The 22,992-nt window shown below is 60.6% G+C and carries 25 protein-coding genes and 2 tRNA genes (1 of these 27 cut by a window edge); 13 read left to right on the top strand and 14 right to left on the bottom strand.

All coding sequences use genetic code 11. From position 1 onward, the window contains the following. Nucleotides 1–31 precede the first annotated feature (31 nt). From AC07NR_RS02520 to recX, 5 genes are all read left to right on the top strand, one after another. On the top strand, nucleotides 32–598 hold the full coding sequence (locus AC07NR_RS02520; protein ID WP_085729863.1) for a glycoside hydrolase family 19 protein: 567 nt from the start codon (nucleotides 32–34) through the stop codon (nucleotides 596–598). Beyond that, nucleotides 577–1,095: a lysis system i-spanin subunit Rz gene (locus AC07NR_RS02515; RefSeq protein WP_495077737.1), complete on the top strand. Its 519-nt coding sequence runs from the start codon at nucleotides 577–579 to the stop codon at nucleotides 1,093–1,095. The genes AC07NR_RS02520 and AC07NR_RS02515 overlap by 22 nt, the downstream gene beginning before the upstream one ends. 68 nt (nucleotides 1,096–1,163) lie before the next feature. Beyond that, on the top strand, nucleotides 1,164–1,664 hold the full coding sequence (locus AC07NR_RS02510) for a CinA family protein (RefSeq protein WP_085712897.1): 501 nt from the start codon (nucleotides 1,164–1,166) through the stop codon (nucleotides 1,662–1,664). A gap of 83 nt (nucleotides 1,665–1,747) precedes the next feature. Then, nucleotides 1,748–2,806 (top strand): recombinase RecA, encoded by a 1,059-nt coding sequence (gene recA, locus AC07NR_RS02505; RefSeq protein ID WP_085712898.1) that lies wholly within the window; start codon nucleotides 1,748–1,750, stop codon nucleotides 2,804–2,806. An 8-nt stretch (nucleotides 2,807–2,814) separates the two neighbouring features. Further along, nucleotides 2,815–3,285, top strand: coding sequence for a recombination regulator RecX (recX, locus tag AC07NR_RS02500; RefSeq protein ID WP_305837031.1), 471 nt, complete (start codon nucleotides 2,815–2,817; stop codon nucleotides 3,283–3,285). A gap of 73 nt (nucleotides 3,286–3,358) precedes the next feature. Here recX and AC07NR_RS02495 read toward each other — a convergent pair whose 3' ends face one another. Further along, the gene (locus AC07NR_RS02495; RefSeq protein ID WP_495077736.1) at nucleotides 3,359–4,477 is read right to left on the bottom strand and encodes an LOG family protein; all 1,119 of its coding nucleotides are present in this window, start codon (nucleotides 4,475–4,477) and stop codon (nucleotides 3,359–3,361) included. A gap of 354 nt (nucleotides 4,478–4,831) precedes the next feature. Between AC07NR_RS02495 and AC07NR_RS02490 the strand changes: the two genes are divergently transcribed. Next, complete coding sequence (locus AC07NR_RS02490; protein ID WP_085712901.1) at nucleotides 4,832–5,026, top strand: hypothetical protein; 195 nt, start codon at nucleotides 4,832–4,834, stop codon at nucleotides 5,024–5,026. Here the strand turns inward: AC07NR_RS02490 and AC07NR_RS02485 are convergent, their stop codons facing one another. Further along, the gene (locus tag AC07NR_RS02485; protein WP_119427211.1) at nucleotides 5,027–5,452 is read right to left on the bottom strand and encodes a PA3611 family quorum-sensing-regulated virulence factor; all 426 of its coding nucleotides are present in this window, start codon (nucleotides 5,450–5,452) and stop codon (nucleotides 5,027–5,029) included. A 189-nt stretch (nucleotides 5,453–5,641) separates the two neighbouring features. Here AC07NR_RS02485 and AC07NR_RS02480 point away from each other — a divergent pair, with 189 nt between their 5' ends. The 3 genes from AC07NR_RS02480 to AC07NR_RS02470 all read left to right on the top strand — a co-directional run bounded on the left by AC07NR_RS02480 (nucleotide 5,642) and on the right by AC07NR_RS02470 (nucleotide 7,703). Then, nucleotides 5,642–6,385 (top strand): tRNA-uridine aminocarboxypropyltransferase, encoded by a 744-nt coding sequence (locus tag AC07NR_RS02480; protein WP_495077735.1) that lies wholly within the window; start codon nucleotides 5,642–5,644, stop codon nucleotides 6,383–6,385. 229 nt (nucleotides 6,386–6,614) lie between these two features. Further along, nucleotides 6,615–7,265, top strand: a complete 651-nt coding sequence (gene erdR, locus AC07NR_RS02475) for a response regulator transcription factor ErdR (RefSeq protein WP_085647827.1) — start codon at nucleotides 6,615–6,617, stop codon at nucleotides 7,263–7,265. A gap of 75 nt (nucleotides 7,266–7,340) precedes the next feature. Then, nucleotides 7,341–7,703, top strand: a complete 363-nt coding sequence (locus AC07NR_RS02470; protein WP_003222276.1) for a diacylglycerol kinase — start codon at nucleotides 7,341–7,343, stop codon at nucleotides 7,701–7,703. Here AC07NR_RS02470 and AC07NR_RS02465 read toward each other — a convergent pair. Further along, a complete protein-coding gene (locus tag AC07NR_RS02465) occupies nucleotides 7,700–8,626 on the bottom strand; it encodes a LysR family transcriptional regulator (RefSeq protein ID WP_085712905.1) in 927 nt (308 codons plus the stop codon). The genes AC07NR_RS02470 and AC07NR_RS02465 overlap by 4 nt on opposite strands. Nucleotides 8,627–8,770: 144 nt before the next feature. Between AC07NR_RS02465 and fpr the strand changes: the two genes are divergently transcribed. Beyond that, complete coding sequence (gene fpr / locus AC07NR_RS02460; RefSeq protein ID WP_003222277.1) at nucleotides 8,771–9,550, top strand: ferredoxin-NADP reductase; 780 nt, start codon at nucleotides 8,771–8,773, stop codon at nucleotides 9,548–9,550. Nucleotides 9,551–9,619: 69 nt separating this feature from the next. Here fpr and tsaA read toward each other — a convergent pair whose 3' ends face one another. The 6 genes from tsaA to rimO form a co-directional block, all read right to left on the bottom strand. Continuing rightward, entirely contained in the window at nucleotides 9,620–10,318 is a 699-nt protein-coding gene (gene tsaA / locus AC07NR_RS02455; protein ID WP_248738132.1) for a tRNA (N6-threonylcarbamoyladenosine(37)-N6)-methyltransferase TrmO, read from the bottom strand. A 59-nt stretch (nucleotides 10,319–10,377) separates the two neighbouring features. Then, a complete protein-coding gene (locus tag AC07NR_RS02450; RefSeq protein ID WP_495077734.1) occupies nucleotides 10,378–11,148 on the bottom strand; it encodes an SDR family oxidoreductase in 771 nt (256 codons plus the stop codon). 127 nt (nucleotides 11,149–11,275) lie between these two features. After that, a complete protein-coding gene (locus AC07NR_RS02445) occupies nucleotides 11,276–11,743 on the bottom strand; it encodes a YehS family protein (RefSeq protein ID WP_114881683.1) in 468 nt (155 codons plus the stop codon). 73 nt (nucleotides 11,744–11,816) lie between these two features. Then, entirely contained in the window at nucleotides 11,817–12,527 is a 711-nt protein-coding gene (locus tag AC07NR_RS02440) for an rRNA pseudouridine synthase (protein WP_495077733.1), read from the bottom strand. Between the two features lie 82 nt (nucleotides 12,528–12,609). After that, nucleotides 12,610–13,083, bottom strand: a complete 474-nt coding sequence (locus tag AC07NR_RS02435) for a GNAT family N-acetyltransferase (RefSeq protein WP_248744349.1) — start codon at nucleotides 13,081–13,083, stop codon at nucleotides 12,610–12,612. A 112-nt stretch (nucleotides 13,084–13,195) separates the two neighbouring features. Next, nucleotides 13,196–14,533, bottom strand: a complete 1,338-nt coding sequence (gene rimO / locus AC07NR_RS02430) for a 30S ribosomal protein S12 methylthiotransferase RimO (RefSeq protein ID WP_495077732.1) — start codon at nucleotides 14,531–14,533, stop codon at nucleotides 13,196–13,198. Nucleotides 14,534–14,883: 350 nt separating this feature from the next. Here rimO and AC07NR_RS02425 point away from each other — a divergent pair, with 350 nt between their 5' ends. The 3 genes from AC07NR_RS02425 (at nucleotide 14,884) to AC07NR_RS02415 (ending at nucleotide 17,488) form a co-directional block, all read left to right on the top strand. Next, nucleotides 14,884–16,725 carry a potassium transporter Kup gene (locus AC07NR_RS02425; RefSeq protein WP_371321039.1) on the top strand — a complete coding sequence of 614 codons (1,842 nt, stop codon included), beginning with the start codon at nucleotides 14,884–14,886 and terminating at the stop codon, nucleotides 16,723–16,725. Nucleotides 16,726–16,898: 173 nt separating this feature from the next. Further along, nucleotides 16,899–17,189: a type II toxin-antitoxin system Phd/YefM family antitoxin gene (locus tag AC07NR_RS02420; RefSeq protein ID WP_248738127.1), complete on the top strand. Its 291-nt coding sequence runs from the start codon at nucleotides 16,899–16,901 to the stop codon at nucleotides 17,187–17,189. 11 nt (nucleotides 17,190–17,200) lie between these two features. Then, nucleotides 17,201–17,488 carry a type II toxin-antitoxin system RelE family toxin gene (locus AC07NR_RS02415; RefSeq protein WP_248738126.1) on the top strand — a complete coding sequence of 96 codons (288 nt, stop codon included), beginning with the start codon at nucleotides 17,201–17,203 and terminating at the stop codon, nucleotides 17,486–17,488. A gap of 51 nt (nucleotides 17,489–17,539) precedes the next feature. Here the strand turns inward: AC07NR_RS02415 and AC07NR_RS02410 are convergent, their stop codons facing one another. The 5 genes from AC07NR_RS02410 to AC07NR_RS02390 all read right to left on the bottom strand — a co-directional run. Beyond that, the gene (locus tag AC07NR_RS02410; protein ID WP_248738125.1) at nucleotides 17,540–17,872 is read right to left on the bottom strand and encodes a DUF3077 domain-containing protein; all 333 of its coding nucleotides are present in this window, start codon (nucleotides 17,870–17,872) and stop codon (nucleotides 17,540–17,542) included. A gap of 560 nt (nucleotides 17,873–18,432) precedes the next feature. After that, nucleotides 18,433–19,725, bottom strand: coding sequence for a virulence factor family protein (locus tag AC07NR_RS02405; RefSeq protein ID WP_114881688.1), 1,293 nt, complete (start codon nucleotides 19,723–19,725; stop codon nucleotides 18,433–18,435). Further along, entirely contained in the window at nucleotides 19,725–22,364 is a 2,640-nt protein-coding gene (gene mprF, locus AC07NR_RS02400; protein WP_085712914.1) for a bifunctional lysylphosphatidylglycerol flippase/synthetase MprF, read from the bottom strand. Before mprF ends, AC07NR_RS02405 begins: the two co-directional genes overlap by 1 nt. A 279-nt stretch (nucleotides 22,365–22,643) precedes the next feature. Further along, nucleotides 22,644–22,720, bottom strand: a tRNA-Met gene (locus tag AC07NR_RS02395). A gap of 209 nt (nucleotides 22,721–22,929) precedes the next feature. Further along, a tRNA-Met gene (locus AC07NR_RS02390) sits at nucleotides 22,930–22,992 on the bottom strand (it continues 114 nt past the right edge of the window).

The following is a 22,992-nucleotide window of genomic DNA, read 5'->3' as shown; positions in this document are numbered from 1 at the left end:
AATCGGCGCAATCCAGGGAGGACCAAGCATTATGCAAATCACAGAAAACAACCTCAGCAACATCATGCCCAACGCCCGCTCCCAAGCGGGCGTTTTTGTTTCACCGCTCAACGACGCCATGGCGCGTCATCGCATCGATACGCCCAAGCGCGTCGCTGCGTTTCTCGCCCAGGTCGGCCATGAGTCCGGGCAACTGCGTTATGTACGCGAACTGGGTAACAATCAATACCTGAGCAAATACGACACCGGCACGCTGGCCCTGCGCCTGGGCAACACGCCGGAAGCCGATGGTGACGGGCAGAAGTATCGCGGTCGCGGACTGATCCAGATCACTGGCCGCACCAACTATCGCCAGTGCAGTCTCGGACTGTTTGGCGATGAGCGTCTGCTGTCGTTGCCCGAATTGCTCGAGCAACCGCAGTGGGCGGCGGAGTCCGCCGCGTGGTTCTGGGAGCAGAACGGTTTGAACGAACTGGCGGACCGCGATCAGTTCAACACCATCACCCGTCGAATCAACGGCGGGTTGAACGGCTTGCAGGATCGCCTGGATATCTGGGCGCGGGCGAGGGCGGTTTTATGTCCATCTCCTGGCGTGTAACCGGTGTTGCATTGCTGGTCCTGGGGGCTACCGCGCTGGCCTGGCAATTCCAGGACTGGCGCTACGGCCGCCAAATGGCCGAGCAGGCCCGACAGCATGCCGAAGCCCTCAACCAGTTGACTCAGGCTGCTGCCACGGCGCAACAGGCCGAACAGGACAAACGTCTGGCCCTGGAGCAACGGCTCGCGGCCAGTGAACAAACCCACTATCGAGCACTCAGTGATGCCCAACGTGATCAGGATCGCCTGCGCGATCGCCTTGCCACTGCTGATCTGCGCCTGTCAGTCCTCATCGACGCAGGCGACGCTGCCCAAGGCTGCGGTGTGCCAGCCGCCTCCGGCACCGGCGGCGTGGATCATGCAACCGTACGCGCCCGACTTGACCCGGCGCATGCTCAACGAATTATCGCCATCACCGGTGAAGGCGATCGCGGACTGATTGCCCTGCAGGCCTGTCAGGCCTATATCAGAGCGCTGGCGCCCGCACATTTTGAATGAGTCTGTGTATTGAAAGCGCAACCGGCTCGTGTACGGTGGTAGGCATTCCATCCGATCCGGAGAGTGCCGTGAAAGACCTCACCCAACTGGCGGCCGAACTCGGCCGACGCCTGCAGTTGCTCAATGCCCACGTCACCACGGCCGAGTCCTGTACCGGCGGCGGCATCGCTGAAGCGATTACCCGGATCCCGGGGAGCTCCGCCTGGTTCGAGGCCGGTTATGTGACCTACTCCAACCGCCAGAAAACCCAGCAACTGAACGTGCCCGCCGAACTGTTCGGGACGGTGGGCGCGGTCAGTCGCGAGGTGGTCGAGGCGATGGTGCGCGGCGCGCAGAAACACAGCCGTGCGCGGTTCGCCGTGGCGGTCAGCGGTATCGCCGGGCCGGACGGCGGCTCGCCGAACAAGCCGGTGGGCACGGTGTGGCTGGCCTGGGGTGTCGGCGACGCGGTTTCCAGCGAGGTGCAGCACTTCCCCGGCAACCGCGACGAAGTCCGCCGACAAACGGTGAAGGCCGCGCTAGAGGGGCTCCTGCGACTAGCGGCACGAGAAATCGAAAATCAGGGGTAGGCGATCCGCGAACGCTGTGGAATAATACTGGCTACTTATACAGGTGTTGGCCGTCAGGCCTTATTGATTACGTGAGGACTTTAATGGACGACAACAAGAAGAAAGCCTTGGCTGCGGCCCTGGGTCAGATCGAACGTCAATTCGGCAAGGGTGCCGTGATGCGTATGGGCGATCAGGACCGTCAGGCGATCCCGGCCATTTCCACCGGCTCTCTGGGTCTGGACATCGCGCTCGGCATCGGCGGTCTGCCAAAAGGCCGTATTGTTGAAATCTACGGTCCTGAATCTTCCGGTAAAACCACACTGACGCTGTCCGTGATCGCCCAGGCCCAGAAGGCCGGCGCGACCTGCGCATTCGTCGACGCCGAACACGCCCTTGACCCTGAGTACGCCGGCAAACTGGGCGTCAACGTCGACGACCTGCTGGTTTCCCAGCCGGACACCGGCGAGCAGGCCCTGGAAATCACCGACATGCTGGTGCGCTCCAACGCTGTTGACGTGATCATCGTCGACTCCGTGGCGGCACTGGTGCCGAAGGCTGAAATCGAAGGCGAAATGGGTGACATGCACGTGGGCCTGCAAGCCCGTCTGATGTCCCAGGCGCTGCGTAAGATCACCGGTAACATCAAGAACGCCAACTGCCTGGTGATCTTCATCAACCAGATCCGCATGAAGATCGGCGTGATGTTCGGCAGCCCGGAAACCACCACCGGTGGTAACGCGCTGAAGTTCTACGCTTCGGTCCGTCTCGACATCCGCCGTACCGGCGCGGTGAAGGAAGGCGACGAAGTGGTCGGCAGCGAAACCCGCGTCAAGGTTGTGAAAAACAAGGTGGCTTCGCCGTTCCGTCAGGCCGAGTTCCAGATTCTCTACGGCAAGGGTATCTACCTGAACGGCGAGATGATCGACCTGGGCGTGCTGCACGGTTTCGTCGAGAAGTCCGGCGCCTGGTACGCCTATGAAGGCACCAAGATCGGTCAGGGCAAGGCCAACTCGGCCAAGTTCCTGGCAGACAACCCGGAAGTCGCGGCGAAGCTCGAGAAGCAACTGCGTGACAAGCTGCTGTCGCCAGCCGTGATCGCTGACTCCAAGGCTTCTGCGGTCACAGAGACCGAAGACGACCTGGCTGACGCTGACATCTGATTGCACCGATGACAACCGCCGTACTCGATACCCTCGTCGCGGTGCGGCGAACCGCAATGGACCTGCTCGCACGCCGCGAGCATGGTCGAGTCGAGCTGACGCGTAAACTGCGTCAGCGCGGCGCCCCGCCCGAGATGATCGAAACAGCCCTCGACCGATTGACGGAAGAAGGGCTGCTTTCCGAAGCCCGTTATCTGGAAAGCTTTGTTTCTTATCGCGCCCGTTCAGGTTACGGCCCGTTACGGATTCGTGAGGAGCTCAGTCAGCGCGGCTTGCAGCGTGCCGATATCGAACTTGCCTTGCGTGAGAGCGGCATCAACTGGCAAGAGCAACTGACAGACACGTGGCAACGGAAGTTCTCCGGACAGCTTCCCGTCGACGCCAAGGAGCGAGCCAGACAAGGCCGGTTTCTGGCGTATCGGGGGTTCTCGATGGAGATGATCAACCGCTTGTTCAGCGGCAGAGGGATGGACGATTAAATCGGTTCCAGCTTCAATCAAAAAATAAAAAAGCGGCCCGCTATTTCGATAGCGGGCCGCTTTTTTTTTGCCTTCAGATTACCTTCGACGGTTCGCGGGAGGGTTGCGCCGTTTGTGGCCTGGATTGGGCCCAGTTCTCCGGCAGGTTGATGAAGTCCACCAGTTCCCGCAAGCGCCCATGGTCCCGGGCGTTGAAGGCGAAGGACAGTCGCGCCAGATGGCTGAATTGCGCCTCGTCGTGTTCCTCATCGCTATAGGCGTGTTGATGGAACCGGTCGCTCAGGCACAGATCGGCGAAGGCTTCCTGCATGTGGTCCAGGGCCCGGTCGCTGAGCTTGTGGTTCATGCGAATCACGAACTGCCGTTTGAGCCAGCGGCTGGAGTGGAAGTTGCCGTAGAACTGATTGATCTGCTCCACCGCCTCCTCAACGCTGTAGACCAGGCGCATCAACTTCAGGTCGGTTGGCAGGATGTAACGGTTGTCCTCCAGTTGCTGGCGAATGAAGTCCAGCGCGCCTTGCCAGAACGTGCCGCCCGGTGCGTCCAGCAGCACCACCGGCACCAGCGGGCTTTTGCCGGTCTGGATCAGGGTCAGCACTTCCAGCGCTTCGTCCAGCGTGCCGAAGCCGCCGGGGCAGAGCACCAGTGCATCGGCCTCTTTGACGAAGAACAGCTTGCGGGTAAAGAAAAAGTGGAACGGCAGCAGGTTCCCGGTGCCGTCCACGGTAGGGTTGGCGTGCTGTTCGAAAGGCAGGGTGATGTTGAACCCCAGGCTGTTGTCGCGGCCGGCTCCTTCATGGGCGGCGGCCATGATTCCACCACCGGCACCGGTGATGACCATCATGTCTGACCGGGCCAGGGCTGCGCCCAGTTCACGGGCCATGGCGTACAGCGGATGCTCGACGGGCGTGCGCGCCGAGCCGAATACGGTGACCTTGCGCCGGCCCTTGAACTGCTCGAGCGTGCGAAACGCCTGCTCCAGTTCACGCAGGGCTTGCAGGGTGATCTTGGCATTCCAGCGGTTGTGATCTTCCTGGGCCATGCGCAGCACAGTCAGGATCATGTCGCGGTAGATGGGAATGTTCGGGCTGTTGGGGGAAACCAGGTTGAGTTGTTCTTCGACCTTGCCGGTGAGGTCGTGGCCGCTTTCCTGAAAATGACGGCTGAGCAGGTCATTCGGTTGGTAAGGCATGCAACTTCTCCTTCTGCACAGAGCCTTCGGCCCTGACATGCGGCGTCAGTGCCGCGCTGCAAGAAAAACAAACGTCCGGCAGCTCCTTTCCTGCCGTTGATAAAATGATCGGGAATACTTTGAATCTAGACCCTCAAAGCATTTCTCGCTCATTGAGCATTGCGCCACAAAGTCTTGCCTGGCAACTGCTTATTGTCGTTTTGCGAAGTGCTTTCGCCGCTCGTCCGATGGCGCACCGAGGGCAAAATGCTCTGATTTACTAAGTTAAAGGCGCCGTACGACAACTTTGCGTCAGCGAGCGTACGCAAGGTGCACGCGATTCAAGGATTTGCGGGTGGCAAGGAGGCGGGACACATGACCAGAGTCATTCTGGAGATCGATACGCAGCTGTATCGAATGTTGAAGGCATCGGCCGAGACCAATCATGTCAGTCTCGAAGAGGAGTGCTGCCGACGTCTTTCGGGAGGGGAGCGCCGCTCGCGCTATCTGCAGGCCTTGCTGGCCGAACTGCGCGCCGAGGATGAACAGCGGCGCGCCAATTCTCGTTGATTACTTCTTCTTCGCCGGGCCTGCCTTAGGGCAGTCCGATTCCTGATAGCTGGCCGAACCGATCGCCCGATTGGTCTTCACTTCGCTGAAGTCATAACGCATCACGGCGCCCTTGGCCATCAGCTTGCGGTACGACGGATTGTTGCAGACCGAAGCCCCCAGCTGGAAGTACACGGCCTTGGGATCGGCGCGCATCTTGTCGGCATGGCTTGCCTGGACGCTCAGGTGGTTGATCAGCGTGGTGCCTTCGACGGTGTAACCCTGATCGAGGATGTCTTCGTTGATCGCCCGTGGTGTACCGACGCTGCTTTGGGCGGCGACGTTTTGCAGCTCTTTGTTCAGGTTCTGCTCTTTCAGGGACGCAGCCTGTGCGCTGAAGGACAACGCCAGCGCAATGGCCGCGGTAGGAACGATAAGGCGCAGCATGAAACTCTCCTGATTCAGTGACTGGTGGTTCGACCAGCCCCGGGGCTGTGCGTTCAGTGGCGGCGAATTATAGGGGAGCCGGTCGGGAGGGTACAGGCTTGTGCCCGTTGCTCTGATAAACTGCCGGCCTTTATTGCCTTGCCGAGAGTTGTTCGTGTCGAGTTTTCCTGTCAGTCGGCGTCGCCCGCAATGAACCATGCCCCCAACGCCGTGGCCCGCCTGCGCGATCAGCGCGAGGACGAGGGCATCAAGCCGATTCAGGCCCGTGGTTTCCGCTCCGAGCGTTGCCGCGACTGCCGGGTCATCATCAGTCATTGCCTGTGCGCCTGGCGCCCGACCGTTGAAACCCGCTCCGGTGTCTGTCTGATCATGACCGGCAAGGAAGTGTTCAAGCCGAGCAACACCGGCTGGTTGATCGCCGACATCGTACGGGACAATCAAGCCTTCATTTGGTCGCGGACCGAACCCGACGAGCAACTGCTGGCGCTGCTGAACGACCCGCAATGGCAGCCGTATCTGGTGTTTCCCGGCGAGTACGTCGAGCCTTCGCGGGTCACCAACACCGTGGATCTCGACAGCAGCAAGCGTCCGCTGTTCATTCTGCTGGACGCGACCTGGACCGAGGCGCGCAAGATCTTCCGCAAGAGCCCGTATTTCGATCGCCTGCCGATCCTCAGTCTGTTGCCCGACAAACTGTCGCGTTATCGCCTGCGCCGTTCGACCCGCAGCGAGCACCTGTGCACCGCCGAAGTCGCGGCGCTGTGCCTGGAACTGGCGGGCGATACGGATGCCGCTTCGGCGCTGGACGCCTATTTCGATGTGTTCAGCCAGCATTACCTGGGGGCCAAGCAGCAGCTTGAGGTGAATGTGTCGACACCGGCCCATGCCGAGTTGCTGCCATTTATAGCCAACCCGCAGCCGGTGTCGGCCTGATCCTGGCCCATACTGCTAAAGCAGTGGCCGTGTTGCTTGACCACCCCGGCTTCGCTGGGCATGCTTGGCGCCGATTGGGGTGCGGCCAAGGTTTGAAACGCCGTTTTTGTCCGTGATTGGCGTTGAACGTGCCCCTGTGGATGCCGCTGCACAAGCGCCGGCATCTTGATTTGCCTTGGCGAGCCCCGAATGCATCGGGTCTGCCATCAAAAACAGGATCATTTGAAAAATGGCCACATACGACATCCTGATTGCCGATGATCACCCTCTTTTTCGTAGCGCACTGCATCAAGCGGTGACGATGGGCCTTGGTCCGGATGTACGAATGGTGGAGGTGGCGAGCATCGCCGAGCTGGAGGCGCGCCTGACCGAGAAGGCCGACTGGGATCTGGTGCTGCTGGACCTGAACATGCCGGGTGCTTTCGGGTTTTCCGGGCTGGTGATGCTGCGCGGTCAGTACCCGCAGATTCCCGTAGTGATGGTCTCGGCGCAGGAAGAAGCTTCGGTGATGGTCAAGTCGCGGGAGTTCGGTGCCAGCGGTTTCATTCCCAAGTCGAGCGACTTGAGCGTGATTCAGGAAGCCGTGCGCAAAGTACTGGACGGCGACGTGTTCTGGCCGCCTCAGGCGTTCGAGGCCGTCAGTGTTTCCGACGAAGCCAAGGCTGCCAGCGATGGTCTTGCGAGCCTTACGCCCCAGCAGTTCCGGGTGTTGACCATGGTCTGTGAAGGCCTGCTCAACAAGCAGATTGCCTATGAGTTGAGTGTGTCGGAAGCGACCATCAAGGCCCACGTCACGGCGATCTTTCGCAAGCTGAACGTGCGGACTCGCACCCAGGCGGCTTTACTCTTGCAACAACTTGAGTCAATTCCAAGCCAGTAAAGGCTGGCGTCTTCACGCTTTTTTGACTTTCGTTGAACTAGCTTCCCCACTTCTTTTTGGTCGGTTGTTTACTTTATGTCACCTTTCAAGGGCCAGACGGGCCTGAAACGCATCCTCAACGCTTCCGGTTACTCGCTGGACGGCCTGCGCGCAGCCTTCACCGGCGAAGCGGCATTCCGTCAGCTGGTGCTGCTTAACGTGGTGCTGATTCCACTGACGTTCTTTCTGAATGTCAGCCGTGTCGAGCAGGCGTTGCTGATTGCCGTGTGCCTGCTGGCGCTGATCGTCGAGCTGCTGAATTCCGCAGTGGAGGCGGCCATCGACCGCATTTCCCTGGAGCTGCACCCGCTGTCCAAGAACGCCAAGGACATGGGCAGCGCCGCGCAATTCGTGGCACTGAGCATGATTGCCCTGGTGTGGGCGGTGATTCTGCTTTAAGCGATTGTCGGCAGGACGATCTCGTCGCTGCGCTGAACCCCGGCGGTGAAGGCGCGGCACAGATCGAGAAACTCGCGCATGGCGGAAGTCTGGTACTTCTGTTTGTGCCAGATGAAATAGAACTGCCGCGCCAGATCCAGATCCGGCGTCTCCACCGGCACCAGGCTGCCGCGCCGGAATGCATCGCGTAGTGCCAGACGCGAGATGCAGCCAATCCCCAGACCAGATTCCACGGCGCGCTTGATCGCTTCGGTGTGTTCCAGCTCCAGCCGGATGTTCAGCGCACTGCGATGGTGACGCATGGCCTGATCGAAGGTCAGGCGCGTACCCGAACCCTGTTCCCGTAAAATCCACGCTTCATGGGTCAGTTCCTCCATGGTCGCGCTGCCGCGTTTGGCCAACGGATGCTGCGGGGCGCAGAACACCACCAGTTCATCCTCGACCCAGCTCTGCACTTCGATGTCCGGATGGCTGCAATCGCCTTCGATTAGACCCAGATCAATTTCGTAATGCGCCACTTGTTGCACGATATTGGCAGTGTTCTGCACGTGCAGCTTCACCTGGCTTTCCGGATGACGCTGCATGAAGCCGCCAATCAACAGGGTGGCCAGGTAATTGCCGATGGTCAGGGTCGCGCCCACCGACAGCGAGCCGAAACCGGATTTGCCGTTGAGCAGGTCTTCGATTTCCTTGGCCTGATCGAGCATGGCCACCGCTTGCGGCAACAATTGTTTGCCGAGGGCGTTGAGGCTCAGGCGTTTGCCGGCGCGATCGAACAGCTGGCAGCTGGACTGACGCTCCAGTTCGGTGATGGAAGTGCTGGCGGCCGATTGCGACAGGTTGAGCAGACCCGCAGCACGGGACACGCTCTCCTGCTGGGCGACAGCGACGAAGACTTGCAGTTGACGAAGAGTAAATCGCATATCGATATAACCGATAACCCTTATCTTAATAATCCAGTTAACAGATATTGTCGGCGCTATTAGAATGCGATGCAATTGCGCACCGTCGGCATCCTTCAACGCGAGCCGGGCAAGCGCAGATCAATCTCCAGGAGTCCCACGTACATGAGCAACATGAACCACGAGCGTGTCCTCAGTGTTCATCACTGGAACGACACTCTGTTCAGCTTCAAGTGCACCCGCGATCCGGGCCTGCGCTTCGAGAACGGTCAGTTCGTGATGATCGGCCTGCAACAGCCAAACGGCCGCCCGCTTATGCGCGCTTACTCGATCGCCAGCCCGAACTGGGAAGAGCATCTCGAGTTCTTCAGCATCAAGGTGCCTGATGGTCCGCTGACCTCCCAGTTGCAGCACCTGAAGGAAGGCGACGAGATCATCATCTCGAAGAAACCTACCGGCACCCTCGTTCTGGACGACCTGAACCCGGGCAAGCACCTGTACCTGCTGAGCACCGGCACCGGTCTGGCGCCGTTCATGAGCGTGATCCAGGACCCTGAAACCTACGAGCGCTTCGAGAAAGTGATCCTGGTTCACGGCGTTCGTTACGTCAACGAAGTCGCCTACCGCGAATTCATCACCGAGCACCTGCCGCAGAACGAATTCTTCGGCGAGGCGCTGCGTGACAAGCTGATCTACTACCCGACCGTGACCCGCGAACCGTTCGAGAATCAGGGCCGTCTGACCGACCTGATGCGCAGCGGCAAGCTGTTCAGCGACATCGGCCTGCCACCGATCAACCCGCAGGACGACCGCGCGATGATCTGCGGCAGCCCGAGCATGCTCGACGAGACCAGCGAAGTGCTCGACAGCTTCGGCCTGAAGATCTCGGCCCGTATGCGCGAGCCGGGTGATTACCTGATCGAGCGTGCATTCGTCGAGAAGTAATCCCGACGATGCCAACAGAAAAGCCCGCGTTGCCTGAGGAGGCAGCGCGGGCTTTTTCGTTTCCGGGGATCACGCTTCGGCGGGGATGACTTCCAGGACACGGATCTGCTCCGGTGTCGGGTAATGCCAACGCACGTCCAGATCCCAGAACTGCGCGCCGTATTCGCGTTCGGGCGCGGGCGTCTGATACGCCGGGCGCGGATCCTGGGCCAGGCATTGCTCGATCAGCTCGACCAGCGGCTCGGCAAGGCGCTGAGCGTGGGTGTGGGCCTGTTGCAGCGCCGCGTCCGTCCACTGCACGTCGATCAGTTGCGGCGCGGCACTGGCGATGCTGTTGGAGGCGTCAGCGATGATGTCGGCGTAGGGCACGTAGGGTTTGATATCGAGAATCGGCGTGCCGTCCAGCAGGTCGATGCCGGAGATGAACAGGCGATTGGCCTCGACCTTGTCCAGTTTCACCACCGACTGACCGATGCCGTTTGGCCGGTGAGTGGCGCGAGTGGCGAACACGCCCATGGACTTGTTGCCGCCCAGACGGGGAGGGCGGACTTTGAGTCGAGGCTTGTCTTCCAGCGCCTGATGGAACAGGAACAGCAGCCAGACGTGACTGACCTGCTCCAGTCCCTGCACCGCATCGCCCTGGTCGAACGGTGCCACCAGCTCCAGCACGCCACGGGCGGCGGGAGCCAGTTGCGGCTGGCGCGGGATGGCGAACTTCTCCTTGAAGCAGGAGCGGACGAAGCCGATGGGGGAGACGCTGTAAGTCATGGTTTGCATTCGAAGCGGAGCTGGGCGGGCATGATAACCCGTCCGGCCGCGTCGCCGACCTAAAGACTGAACCCGCCATCCAGCGGAATCACATTCCCGGTCATATAAGCCCCGGCGGTACTCGCCAGGCTGATCGCCAGCGCCGCCATCTCTTCCTCACGGCCCCAGCGTTTCATCGGGATCAGCGCAGTGTCCTCGGCCAGTGCCTGCTGGTCGTTGCCGATGTGCTCGGTCATCTTGCTCGGGAAGCGCCCCGGCGCAATCACGTTGACGTTGATGTGCTGGCTCACCAGTTCCCGGGCGAGGATTCGTGACAATTGATGCAGCGCCGCTTTGCTCGGCCCATAGGCGTAGGCCTGTTCGCCGAAGGAAGAAATCCCCGCCACCGAACCGATGTTGATGATCCTCGCGGGATTGGCCGCCGAGCCAGCCTTGCGCAGCAGCGGCAGGAATTGCTGGATGCAACTGAACACCGAGGTCACGTTGAGCTGCATGACCTTTTCCCAGCCCTTGACCGGGTAGCTCTCCAGCGGCGCACCCCAAGTGGTGCCGGCGTTGTTCACCAGAATGTCCAGATGAGTGATCTGCTCGCCCAACCGGGCCGCCAGTTCCTTTACGCCGTCCTCAGTCGCCAGATTCGCCGCCACGCCATGACAAATGCCCAACGCTCCGAGTTCTTCAGCAGTCTGGTGACAGGCCTCAGCGTCCCGGGAGCAGACATAGACACGGGCGCCGGCCTCGACATAGGCCTTGGCGATCATTTTGCCGATACCACGGGTGCCGCCGGTCACCAGGGCGGTGCGGCCTTGCAGGGAGAAATACGGGTGCATGGCGAATCCTGAGGGCTAGGGTTCAGTACACCCTAGTCGCCGGCCGCGAAAAGCGGAGCCACTATTTTTCGAGGGAATGGAGGGGCATGCATGAAAACGGCGACCGAAGTCGCCGTTTTTTCAAGGATCAGCCGCGAATGCGCAGCGTCAGGCCCTTGAGGAAATTGCGCAGCAACTGGTCGCCGCACGGGCGGTAGTTGGTGTGGCCGACCTTGCGGAACAGCGCGCTCAGCTCAGGCTTGGACACCGGGAAATCGGCAGCCTTGAGGATCGCGTGCATGTCGTCTTCTTTCAGTTCGAAGGCCACGCGCAGTTTTTTCAGGATGATGTTGTTGGTCACCGGCACTTCGATTGGCTGCGGCGGACGGCTTTCGTCCTTGCCGCGCTTGAAGATCACCAGGCCGTCGAGGAAGTGCGCGATGACTTCATCCGGGCAACGCACGAAACCTTCTTCGTCTTCTTCCTTCTTGTCGAGCCAGGTCACCACGTCGGCGAGGGTCACGTCCATGCCACCGAGTTTGATGATTTCGACGACTTTCTTGTCGCTGATGTCGAGCATGTAGCGCACGCTGCGCAGTACGTCGTTATGAACCATGTTTGCAATCCTGATCGTTCGCTGTGGGCACCGCGCAGGCGCGATGCCGGAATGTATGGCGGCAACGGAGGCCTTAGAACTTCTCTTTGCCGGACAGGTAGCGCCATTGGCCGGCCGGCACCTTGCCGATCGATACGCCGCCGATGCGGATACGGCGGATGCCGACCACCTTCAGCCCGACCGCTTCGCAGAACTGAGCGATGATCCCCGGCTGCGGGTTCTTCATGGCGAAGCGCAGGCGGTTTTCGTTTTGCCAGCTGGCCTTGACCGGCGGCAGTTCCTTGCCCTTGTGGGTGAGGCCGTGCTGCAGGCGATTGAGGCCGTGGGCAACCATGTCGCCTTCGACTTCGACCACGTATTCCTGCTCGATCTTGGCCGCGTCGGCGGTGAGCTTGCGCAGCACCTTCCAGTCCTGGGTGAACACCAGCAGGCCGCTGGCCTTGGGTTGCAGGTCGGCGCTGGCGGTCAGGCGCAGGAAATGCCCGCGCAGCGGACGCTTGCCGTAGCGGTGTTCTTCGCTGAGGGTTTCGGAGTTCAGCGACTGCATGGCGCTGTCGACATCCATGCCCGCTGGCACGTTGAGCAGGATGGTCACCGGCTCCGGCGCGGTGGCCTTGGCGTCCTTGTCGAGTTCGACCTTTTGGTCGCCGACCTTGAATTGCGGCTCGTCGATGACTTCGCCGTCCACGGTGACCCAGCCGCCCTCGATGAACAGCTCGGCCTCCCGGCGGGAGCAACCGACCAGTTCGATGAGGCGTTTGGAGAGGCGAATCGGGTCAGTCATGACAGGGCCGTAACAAAAAAGGGGTGGGCATTGTACCTGCCTGGCGCCGGTTAATCGCGATTGCATTTGTACCGTGTGGCTTTTAGCCGCGTACGGCGCGCTGTTCCGGTTGTTTCAGACGCATGTGCAGCAGCGGATACGGCTGGCCCATGCCATCGACTTCCGACCGGCCGATCACCTCGAACCCTTGTTTGAAGTAAAAACCCAAGGCCTGCGGGTTCTGCTCGTTGACGTCCAGTTCATCGGCGTTCAGGTGCTGCATCGCATAATTGAGCAGCTTTTTGCCCAGACCCTGGCCGCGATGCTCGGGGTCGATGAACAGCATTTCGATCTTGCCCGCCGCCACGCCGGCAAACCCGGTGATGCGCTGATGGCTGTCCCTGGTGCAGATCAGCATCACCGCATCGAGGTAGCGGGTCAGCACCAGATTGCGCAGCAGCTCGATGTAGCTGTCCGGCAGAAAATCATGTGTGGCACGAACCGAGGCCTCCCAGACCCGGGTCAGTTCCTGATAATCGCTGAGTTTCGGCGTGTGAATGACCGAATGGTGGCGCATGCCCGATAGCCTCTTTGTCATGAATGAGGGGAGTCCTTCCCCCCACAAACGATAGCCGTAAAAAAGCCCCGCATCTCGTAAAAGAGAGCGGGGCTTTTTGTATTTTTCGCGTTTAGATCTGTTCGGCCCAGAGGTCGTATTCGTCGGCGTCGGTCACCTTGCACCAGACCTTGTCGCCCGGCTTGAGGTTGCTGCCGTTGTCGATGAACACGTTGCCGTCGATTTCCGGGGCGTCGAAGAAGCAGCGGCCGACTGCGCCTTGCTCGTCGACTTCGTCCACCAGCACTTCGATTTCACGGCCGATGCGCATTTGCAGGCGCGCCGAGCTGATTTCCTGCTGGTGCGCCATGAAGCGCTCCCAGCGATCCTGCTTGACGTCGTCCGGGACGATGTCGAGGTTCAGGTCATTGGCCGGTGCGCCTTCGACCGGCGAGTACTGGAAGCAGCCGACGCGATCGAGCTGGGCTTCGGTCAGCCAGTCCAGCAGGTACTGGAAGTCTTCTTCGGTTTCGCCGGGGAAGCCGACGATGAAGGTCGAACGGATGATCAGGTCCGGGCAGATTTCGCGCCAGTTCTTGATCCGCGCCAGGGTCTTGTCTTCGAACGCCGGGCGTTTCATCGACTTCAGGACTTTCGGGCTGGCGTGCTGGAACGGGATGTCCAGGTACGGCAGGATCTTGCCGGCGGCCATCAGCGGGATCATCTCGTCGACGTGCGGGTACGGGTAAACGTAGTGCAGGCGGACCCAGACGCCGAGGGTACTCAGCGCTTCGCAGAGTTCGGTCATGCGGGTCTTCACCGGCGCGCCGTTCCAGAAACCGGTGCGGTACTTGACGTCAACGCCGTAGGCGCTGGTGTCCTGGGAAATCACCAGCAGCTCTTTGACGCCGGATTTGACCAGGCGCTGGGCTTCGTCGAGCACGTCGCCAACCGGGCGGCTGACCAGTTTGCCGCGCATCGACGGGATGATGCAGAAGCTGCAGCTGTGGTTGCAGCCTTCGGAAATCTTCAGGTACGCGTAGTGACGCGGGGTCAGCTTGATGCCTTGCGGCGGCACCAGGTCGATCAGCGGGTTGTGATCCTGTTTCGGCGGCACGACTTCGTGCACGGCGTTGACCACTTGCTCGTACTGCTGCGGACCGGTGACGGCCAGCACGCTCGGGTGCACGTCACGGATGTTGCCTTCTTCGACGCCCATGCAGCCGGTCACGATGACCTTGCCGTTTTCCTTGATCGCTTCGCCGATGACTTCCAGGGATTCGGCCTTGGCCGAGTCGATGAAGCCACAGGTGTTGACCACGACCACGTCGGCGTCCTGATAGGTGGACACCACGTCATAGCCTTCCATGCGCAGCTGGGTCAGGATGCGCTCGGAGTCGACCAGTGCTTTCGGGCAACCCAGAGATACGAAGCCAACCTTTGGATTGGCCGGCGCAGGAGTGGTGGACATGTCTAACCTCGGTATTTTGTGACGCCGCTTGCCTGATGGCGGAAGCCGACGGACGGGCGCTTGAAGTGCGCCTCTGATCAAAAAGTGCGCAATTCTAGCGATGAGCAGCGCACTTGACCAGCTTTATGCAGGGAAATGCGACGAGTGCTGCGCTATGCTTCGCGCCGTTGGGCTTTACCAATTTTTTACAGTCAACAAAACGACTGTAACAACAGGTAAAACAGCGCATGCTGCATCAAAAAGCATAGTGCTTCGTTCAAAGAAGCCGGTCTGGAAATCAGGAGTGTTGGATGGGTCAGGCAAGTAGTCAGGCGGCGGGCGCCGAGCATTCGGCTGCAAAACCGCTGAGCATGCTGGTCGCGGCAGTCGGGGTAGTTTACGGCGACATCGGCACGAGCCCGTTGTACACCCTCAAAGAAGTGTTTTCCGGCGGTTACGGCGTACCGGTCAATCACGACGGAGTGCTGGGCATTCTGTCGCTGATCTTCTGGTCGCTGATCTGGGTCGTGTCGATCAAATACATGATGTTCGTCCTGCGCGCCGACAACCAGGGCGAAGGCGGGATCATGGCACTCACCGCATTGGCGCGACGGGCGGCGGGGGAGCGCAGGAAGTTGCGTTCGCTGCTGGTGGTCTGCGGCCTGATCGGCGCGGCGCTGTTCTACGGCGACAGCATGATCACCCCGGCGATTTCCGTACTCTCGGCCATTGAAGGTCTGGGTCTGGCGTTCGATGGCATCGACCACTGGGTCGTGCCGCTGTCGCTGGTGGTGCTGGTGGGCCTGTTCCTGATCCAGCGTCACGGTACGGCGCGGATCGGCATTCTCTTCGGGCCGATCATGGTCACCTGGTTCCTGGTGCTCGGCGCCCTCGGCGTGTACGGCATCAGTCATTCCCCGGAAGTGCTCAAGGCGCTGAACCCGATCTGGGCCGTGCGTTTCTTCATGGTGCATGCCGGCATGGGCGTGGCGATCCTCGGTGCCGTGGTGCTGGCGCTGACCGGTGCCGAAGCGCTGTACGCCGACATGGGCCACTTCGGTCGCAAGCCGATCGCCCGGGCGTGGTTCCTGCTGGTGCTGCCGGCGCTGGTGCTCAACTACTTCGGTCAGGGTGCCTTGCTGCTGGACAACCCGGAAGCGGCGCGCAACCCCTTCTATCTGCTGGCGCCGAGCTGGGCGCTGATTCCGCTGGTGGGTCTGTCGACCCTGGCCACGGTGATCGCCTCGCAAGCGGTGATTTCCGGCGCGTTCTCCCTGACCCGTCAGGCGATCCAGCTCGGTTACATCCCGCGCATGTACATCCAGCACACCTCCAGTGATGAGCAGGGCCAGATCTACATCGGTGCAGTGAACTGGACGCTGATGGTCGGTGTGGTGCTGCTGGTGCTGGGCTTCGAGTCTTCCGGCGCCCTGGCCTCGGCTTACGGCGTAGCGGTGACCGGCACCATGCTGATGACCACCATTCTGGTGTCGGCGGTCATGCTGCTGTTGTGGAAATGGCCTCCGGTGCTGGCCGTGCCGGTGCTGATCGGCTTCCTGCTGGTGGACGGCCTGTACTTCGCCGCCAATGTGCCGAAGATCGTCCAGGGCGGTGCGTTCCCGGTGGTCGCCGGTATCGCCTTGTTCATCCTCATGACCACCTGGAAGCGTGGCAAGCAATTGCTGGTCGAGCGCCTGGACGAAGGCGCGCTGCCGCTGCCGATCTTCATCAGCAGTATCCGCGTGCAGCCGCCACACCGGGTGCAGGGCACTGCCGTGTTCCTCACTGCCCGCTCCGACGCAGTACCGCATGCGCTGTTGCACAACTTGCTGCACAACCAGGTCTTGCACGAGCAAGTTGTGCTGCTGACCGTGGTCTACGAAGACATCCCGCGCGTACCGCCATCCCGACGCTTCGAAGTCGAAGCCCACGGCGAAGGCTTCTTCCGGGTGATCCTGCATTTCGGCTTCACCGACGAGCCGGACGTGCCGCAGGCGTTGAAGCTGTGTCATCTGGACGACCTGGACTTCAGCCCGATGCGCACTACCTACTTCCTCAGCCGCGAAACGGTCATCGCCTCGAAACTCGAAGGTATGGCCCGTTGGCGTGAAGCGCTGTTTGCGTTCATGTTGAAGAATGCCAACGGCAACCTGCGGTTCTTCAATCTGCCATTGAACCGGGTGATTGAGTTGGGGACGCAGGTGGAGATGTAGGCTCCGCCTTAATTGAAAAGCCCCCGTCGGCCTTGTGGCTGGCGGGGGCTTTTTTGTGCGTGTCCGGTTTGAGTGTTTGGTCGGATAGTGGAAACAGCAAGTTGCACTATGTTTAATTCAGCACAATACTTTGTGCATTAACGTACGCATCAGCATGTGAGTGAGAGGTAATTATGACGGCATTATTAGAGCGTGCTGACCAGGCAATCTCCGTGACTGCCATGGTCAGGAGCTTCAGCGCGAAGCTCAAGGAGATTTCCAGTCGTGCCACCGAGCGTCTGGTTATCTTCAAGGACAATCAACCGGCAGCGGTCATCATCAACGTGCAGGCCTATCAGGAAATGCTGGATGAACTTGAGAACCTTCGCATCGAAGCGGCAGCCCGTGAGCGTTTGAGCAATTTTGATCAGACCCAGGCAGTCAGCCATGAAGATATGCGGGCAAGGTATGCGCGGAAGGATTAAAGGAGTGCTGGATGGTTTGGGGAGTGATTTATCATCCGGAGGTCCAAGGGGATCTGGATCAGCTTGGATCTACGGCAGCCAACCGGATACTTGATGTCATTGAGGAGCGGATCATCAATGGTGAGCCCGACAAAAGTGGCAAGCCTCTGAGGGCCAGTCTTGCTGGTTGTAGAAGAATTCGAGCGGGCGATACGAGAATCGTCTATCGAGTCGATGGCCGGGCCATCCAGGTGTTGATCGTTGCTGTCGGCGCGCGACGTGACGAAGAAGTGTATGACGCAGCGGAGCGGCGCCTTTAAATAGCCCCCGCCAGCCTTGCGGCTGTCGGGGGCTTTTTTGTTTCTATGTCTTTAGATGCTTTCTGGCAAATCTTCTTCAGACTCGGTTTTTGTCCGCGCTGCTCGTGGCATCAGGGATTTCGTCACATCATCCATCAAGGCCTTGCCCATGATTGTCAGGTAATGCGCAGCCCAGGCGTGGCGGTCGTTTTCCTTGTCGTAGGCGGCATCCTCGGCGAAGGATTTGGCGAGGAACAACAGATCTGAAGCCTGTGACAGGGCTTCGACGATGGGGACGCCAGAGCGGACATTGAAAAACGCTTGATCGGAGCCAGAGCCATAGAGAAAGGAGGTGAAGCCGATGGTTGTAAAGTCTGTGGGTGTAGACGATTTCGTTTCGGTCATGGTGTTACTCCTTGGTTCGAGGAGCTGCAACTTCCGTTACCACACGAAAGGGAGGCAGCTGTACGCAGGGTGGTAAACCGGGAACCAAGGAAACCGGCACGCCCGAAGGCGTCCCACGCACAGCTGCCATAAATCGAAATCACAGACATGAAAGTGCCTGTGATTGTGAATGGGGCGCTGTTGCGCTGGTTTATCCGGGTTACCACACCCGATCGCTGAAAGGGTCAGCGACCTCTGGAGAGTATCCCGTCAAAAAACAGTGCAATAGGGCGGCAAAGTGCCCAAACACGAGATTAGGAGTTTGCCTACAAGGTACTCGGACGTCATCTGATATTGCGACACCAGACGTAAACGAAACTAAACGTTGGTGGAGGTTTGGCGCTTCTTCGGTGCGGAAGATGAATGAGGAGTTGACTACTCGAAAAGGCCAGTGGAGCAGGTGTCCACGTTTTATGGAATGTGGACACCTGGCGTTTTCAGCTTCATGAAGAGTCAAGCAATGAATGAAAAAGCCCCCGCAACCCTAAGGTTGCGGGGGCTTTTCGTTGGAGCGCCTCAGATCACTCTGCCGGCTGATCCTTGCTCTGACGCTTCTCGATCAGATCCACCAACCGCTTGGCCAGCGCCGGGTAGTTCTCGTCGAAGTGGTGGCCGCCAGGCAGCTTCACTGCTTCGCCCACCGCTGTCTTGTCGGTGCAGCCGCTTTCATCCTTCTCTTCTTCGCCATAGATGCACACGACCTTGGCCGGTGGCAGTTTGGCCATTTCCGGGCCGGTGGCGGCTTCTTTGCCGGCGTTGCCGAGCCAGCCTTCGACTTCGATTTCGAAGCTGCCGGTGCGGGCGAAGGCCAGCAGGATGATTGCGTCGACGCGCTGCTGCTCGGTTTCCGGCAGGCGGTTGTAGATCGCCGGCAGGACGTCGGCGCCGAACGAGTAACCGGTCAGGATGAAGCGTTTGGTGCCCCATTTCTGGCGGTAGTGCTGCATCAGTTCGGTCAGGTCCAGCGCGCTCTGCTCCGGGCTCTTGTGCTGCCAGTAGTAGCGCAGAGTGTCGATGCCGACGACCGGGTAGCCGATCTTGGCCATTTCACCGGCCACGTCACGGTCGAGGTCGCGCCAGCCGCCGTCACCGGACAGGAACAGGGTCACGGTGTCCTTGGCCTGGCCGGCCGGGACTTCCACCACCGGGATCTGCAGGCCGCCGTTGGCTTTGTCGCCACCGACGAGGATCTTGCGCAGTTCGTTGTTCAGCACTTGCGGCAGGTTGATGTCGTAGTCGCTGATGCTGGTTTCGGCGTTCGGTTGATCGCGCACGAAACCGGCGCTAGTGTCGTCCGGGTTGTCGTTCCAGGCCACCAGCCAGTGGCCGTGGGCGGCGGATTTCGGCAACAGGTGGGTGCAGCCGCCTTTTTCCAGGGCCAGATCGACCGACACGGCCTGAGCCTTGTCGTCCTTCTGTTCCGACAGCCAGCGCCAGGCCAGCACCGCGCCAGGGCCAATGCCGCTGACCAGGGTCGCCGGGCCGTTCAGTTCACGCAGACCGCTTTGCAGTGCGCGGCTCTGCAGCAGGCAGTCCTTGGGCAGAATCACCTGGACGATCTGCGCCGAGGCGCTGCGGCTCAGGGTGGTCAGCTGATTGTCGGTGAGTTTCTTGTCGTCCTCGACCGCCACCAGCACCTGGGCCTTGGGCTTGGTGCCGGGGATGACCCGGGTCATCACGGTGCCGTCAGCCGGCGTGAGCTGTTCGAGGGTCGGTTCCGGTGCCGGGCGTTTGAGGTACCAGTAACCGCCGCCGGCAATCACGGCCAGCACAATCAGTGCGGCCAGGATGTACTTCAGGGAGCGTTGAATCATCAGCGTTTCACCAATCCAGTCAAGCCGCCCGCGATCAGGGCAGCAGTATCGGCCAGTGCCACCAGCGGATCGAGTCCGGCGGGCACTGCCATATAACGGGGTTCCCAGTCAGGCTGGAACTTGTCTTTGAAGCGGCGCAAGCCTTGGAAGTTGTACAGCTGCTCACCACGGCGGAAAACCATCGAGCCCAGGCGCTGGGTCAGCGGTGCACCACGACGGGGTTGCAACCCCGACAACGGCACCATGCCCAGGCTGAAACGCGCGTATCCGTGACTCTTATAATGTTGAATCAGACCGACCATCAAAAACTCCATGGTCAGCTTGGGGGCGTCCGGGTGCGAGCGCATCAGGTCGAGGCTGGCCAGGTCATGGCTGTAAGTCTCGAGCAGGTTGGCGAACGCCACCGGGCGGCCTTCGAAGCGAATCACCGCGATGCGGAAATGCTTCAGGTAATCGTCGCTGAAACGGCCGAGGGAGAAGCCTTTCTCGCGTACGTTCTTGCCGGTCAGCCAAGCATCGGAAATCACCTTGAGCTCATCCATTGGCGCCTGGCCCGGCTCGAAGATCTCCAGCGACAGACCGTCGCGGGTACCGCGGTTCCAGGTGTAGCGCAGGTCCTTCATCTCTTTGCCCTTGGCATCCAGGTCAAAGCGATGCAGATCGACCCGGGCTTCTTCGCCCAGCTTGATCGCGGTCAGGCCGATGTCCATGTAGTACGGCAGGTTCTCGGCGCGCACCTGATAGAACACCGGACGGGCGTGGTGGATGTCGCACAGGTCACGGAACTGCCAGATCATTTCCGCCCGTTGCTGGCCGGGGCCGATCGGGTCGTACAGCGCCACCAGACTGCGGCCGCGACGGGCGTACATCAGGAAGGCTTCGTCGTTGGGATGAAACAGCAGCGCCTTGTCACCGGTCAGGGCCAGGCCGCCGTCCGGTTGCGAGGAGGCCATCAGGACCTTCGAGGCGCGCTCCAGCTCGTCCGGGGTCGGCAGATGAATCACCGGGCGGGCGGTACGCAGCAGCCAGGTCAGGGCGATCACCAGCAACAGCACCGCAGCGCCGAGCAGCGAACGCAGACCGCGCGGGGCATCGGCGTCGAGGGTGAACTGCCACCACAACTGATGGCTGTACGGCACGTCCTGGTAGGCGAACAACAACAGCCAGGTCGAAGCGCCGAGCACGCACAGGCTCGCCACCAGATACAGCGGCGAGAACGGCACTTCAGTCAGACGGCTCGGGCGATAGAAAGAACGACGGAACACCCCCAGCAGTGCTGCCGTGAGGGTCATCAGCGTGGCTTCTTCCCAGTCGAAACCCTTGAGCAGCGAGAGCAGGGCACCCACCAGCAGCAGAATGGTGGTCAGCATCCACGCCGCCGACAGCCGGCGACGCAGGCCCTGGGCAAGCATCAGGCACAGCACGCCGATCAGGCTGGCGCCGAAGTGCGAGGCATCGACCAGACGATGGGGAATCAGGTAGGCGATGTGTTCCAGGCGCGTGTCGATTTCAGGGGTGGCGCCGGAGAACAGCAGCACCACGCCGGACAGGAACACCAGCACCGCGAGGATCGGTGCGGCCAGACCGGAAGCGGCGCGCATGGTCTGGGTCTGGAACAGCCGCTGACCTTCATTGATCAGCAGCAGTACGCAGGCCACCAGCAATGGCAGCACCACATAGATCATGCGATAGAGCAGCAGGGCGGCGGCCAGCGGTGCTGCGCCGAGCTTGTCGGCGAAGGCGGCCAGCAGAATCGCTTCGAAAACCCCGACACCGCCCGGTACATGGCTGAGCACACCGGCAGCCAGGGCCAGCAGGTACACCAGCAGGAACGCGCCGAATGGCGGTGCTTCCGGCAGCAACATGTACAGCACGGTAGCGGCAGCGGCGACGTCGAGGGCGGTGATGACCAGTTGCAGGAATGTCAGGCGGCGGCCCGGCAGGCGCAGGGTGCGGCGGCCGACCTTGACCAGCAGGTTGTCGCGGTAAGGCTGTTCCGGCAGACGCCGACGATAAATGCCCATGGCCAGAATCGCGCCGAGCAGCAGCACGGCAGAGGCAATCGTGGCCAGCAGGCCTTCGGACAGGCCCAGCGCCTGGGAAGCGGCTGGCAGGTCACTCAGTGTGGCCAGCGCCGCCAGCGGGGGCAGGGCGCAACCCAGCGACAGGCTGGCGAACAGGGTCATGTGCGCGACTTCCGAAGCGCCCAGGCCAAGCCGTGCATATAAACGGTAACGCACCGAGCCGCCGGACAGCATCGACAGGCCGATGGCGTTGCCGATCGCAAAAGCCGTGAAGCCACCGAGCGCCAGCGTGCGCGGCGGGATGGTCACGCCGGCATAGCGGCTGGCCGACCATTCGTAGCCCAGCAGAATGATGAAGCCGACGACGGTCGCGCCGAAAGCGCCAAGCAGGGCCGGCTTCGGCACGTCGAGAATCGAGTCGTGCAGGGCATAGAGGTCGAGTTCGCTGAGCAGATGGCGACAGGCAATCAGCGCGATAGCGAACAACAGCAAAGTGACCGCCAGACCAATCGGTTGCCGGTATTTGCTGATTCGATCCAGCAAGCGCATGCGCTCGGGCTTGATCGATGGATTCACGGTGAGGGTGTCTTGTGGATCAGACGAGTTGGCGCGCATCAATCACCTCTTGGATTGTGCGCGACAGGATGGGGGTATCCAGCCAAGTTACCAATCCCTGTAGAAAAAAATAATCACAAAATACTACGCCTCTCGTCGGGTATCGGCGAGGGCAGGTCTCGGATTGCAGACCTCTTGCCTGCGACTCAAGCATAGTCGCAACTCGGCGGGTCTGAAGATCCTGAGCGGTTCACTGCACAGTGACAGATCATTGTTGCGAAAGGACTTTTTCCACAGATACAAAAAAGGCCACTCTTTCGAGCAGCCTTTTTTGATGTTTGGTTGCGGGAGCCGGATTTGAACCGACGACCTTCGGGTTATGAGCCCGACGAGCTACCAGACTGCTCCATCCCGCGTCTGTGTGGCGGCATTCTACAGGCGAACGGCGGGGTGTCAACCGTTAATCCCGCGAAGGGTCAAATAAGCGTGAAATCGCGTCAATCCGTCGCAGGAGGGCGGTAAGTTTCGGAATTGCAAAGGATTCCTGTTTGGCCCGGATGGTTACCCAATGAAAAACAGACACGCACAAAAAAGGCCAATCTTTCGATTGGCCTTTTTTGATGTTTGGTTGCGGGAGCCGGATTTGAACCGACGACCTTCGGGTTATGAGCCCGACGAGCTACCAGAC

It is taken from the genome of Pseudomonas sp. GW821-FHT09C09 (assembly GCF_059418105.1).
Note: the sequence above shows the minus strand (reverse complement) of the source record. Positions and strands in the feature narration are given on the sequence as shown.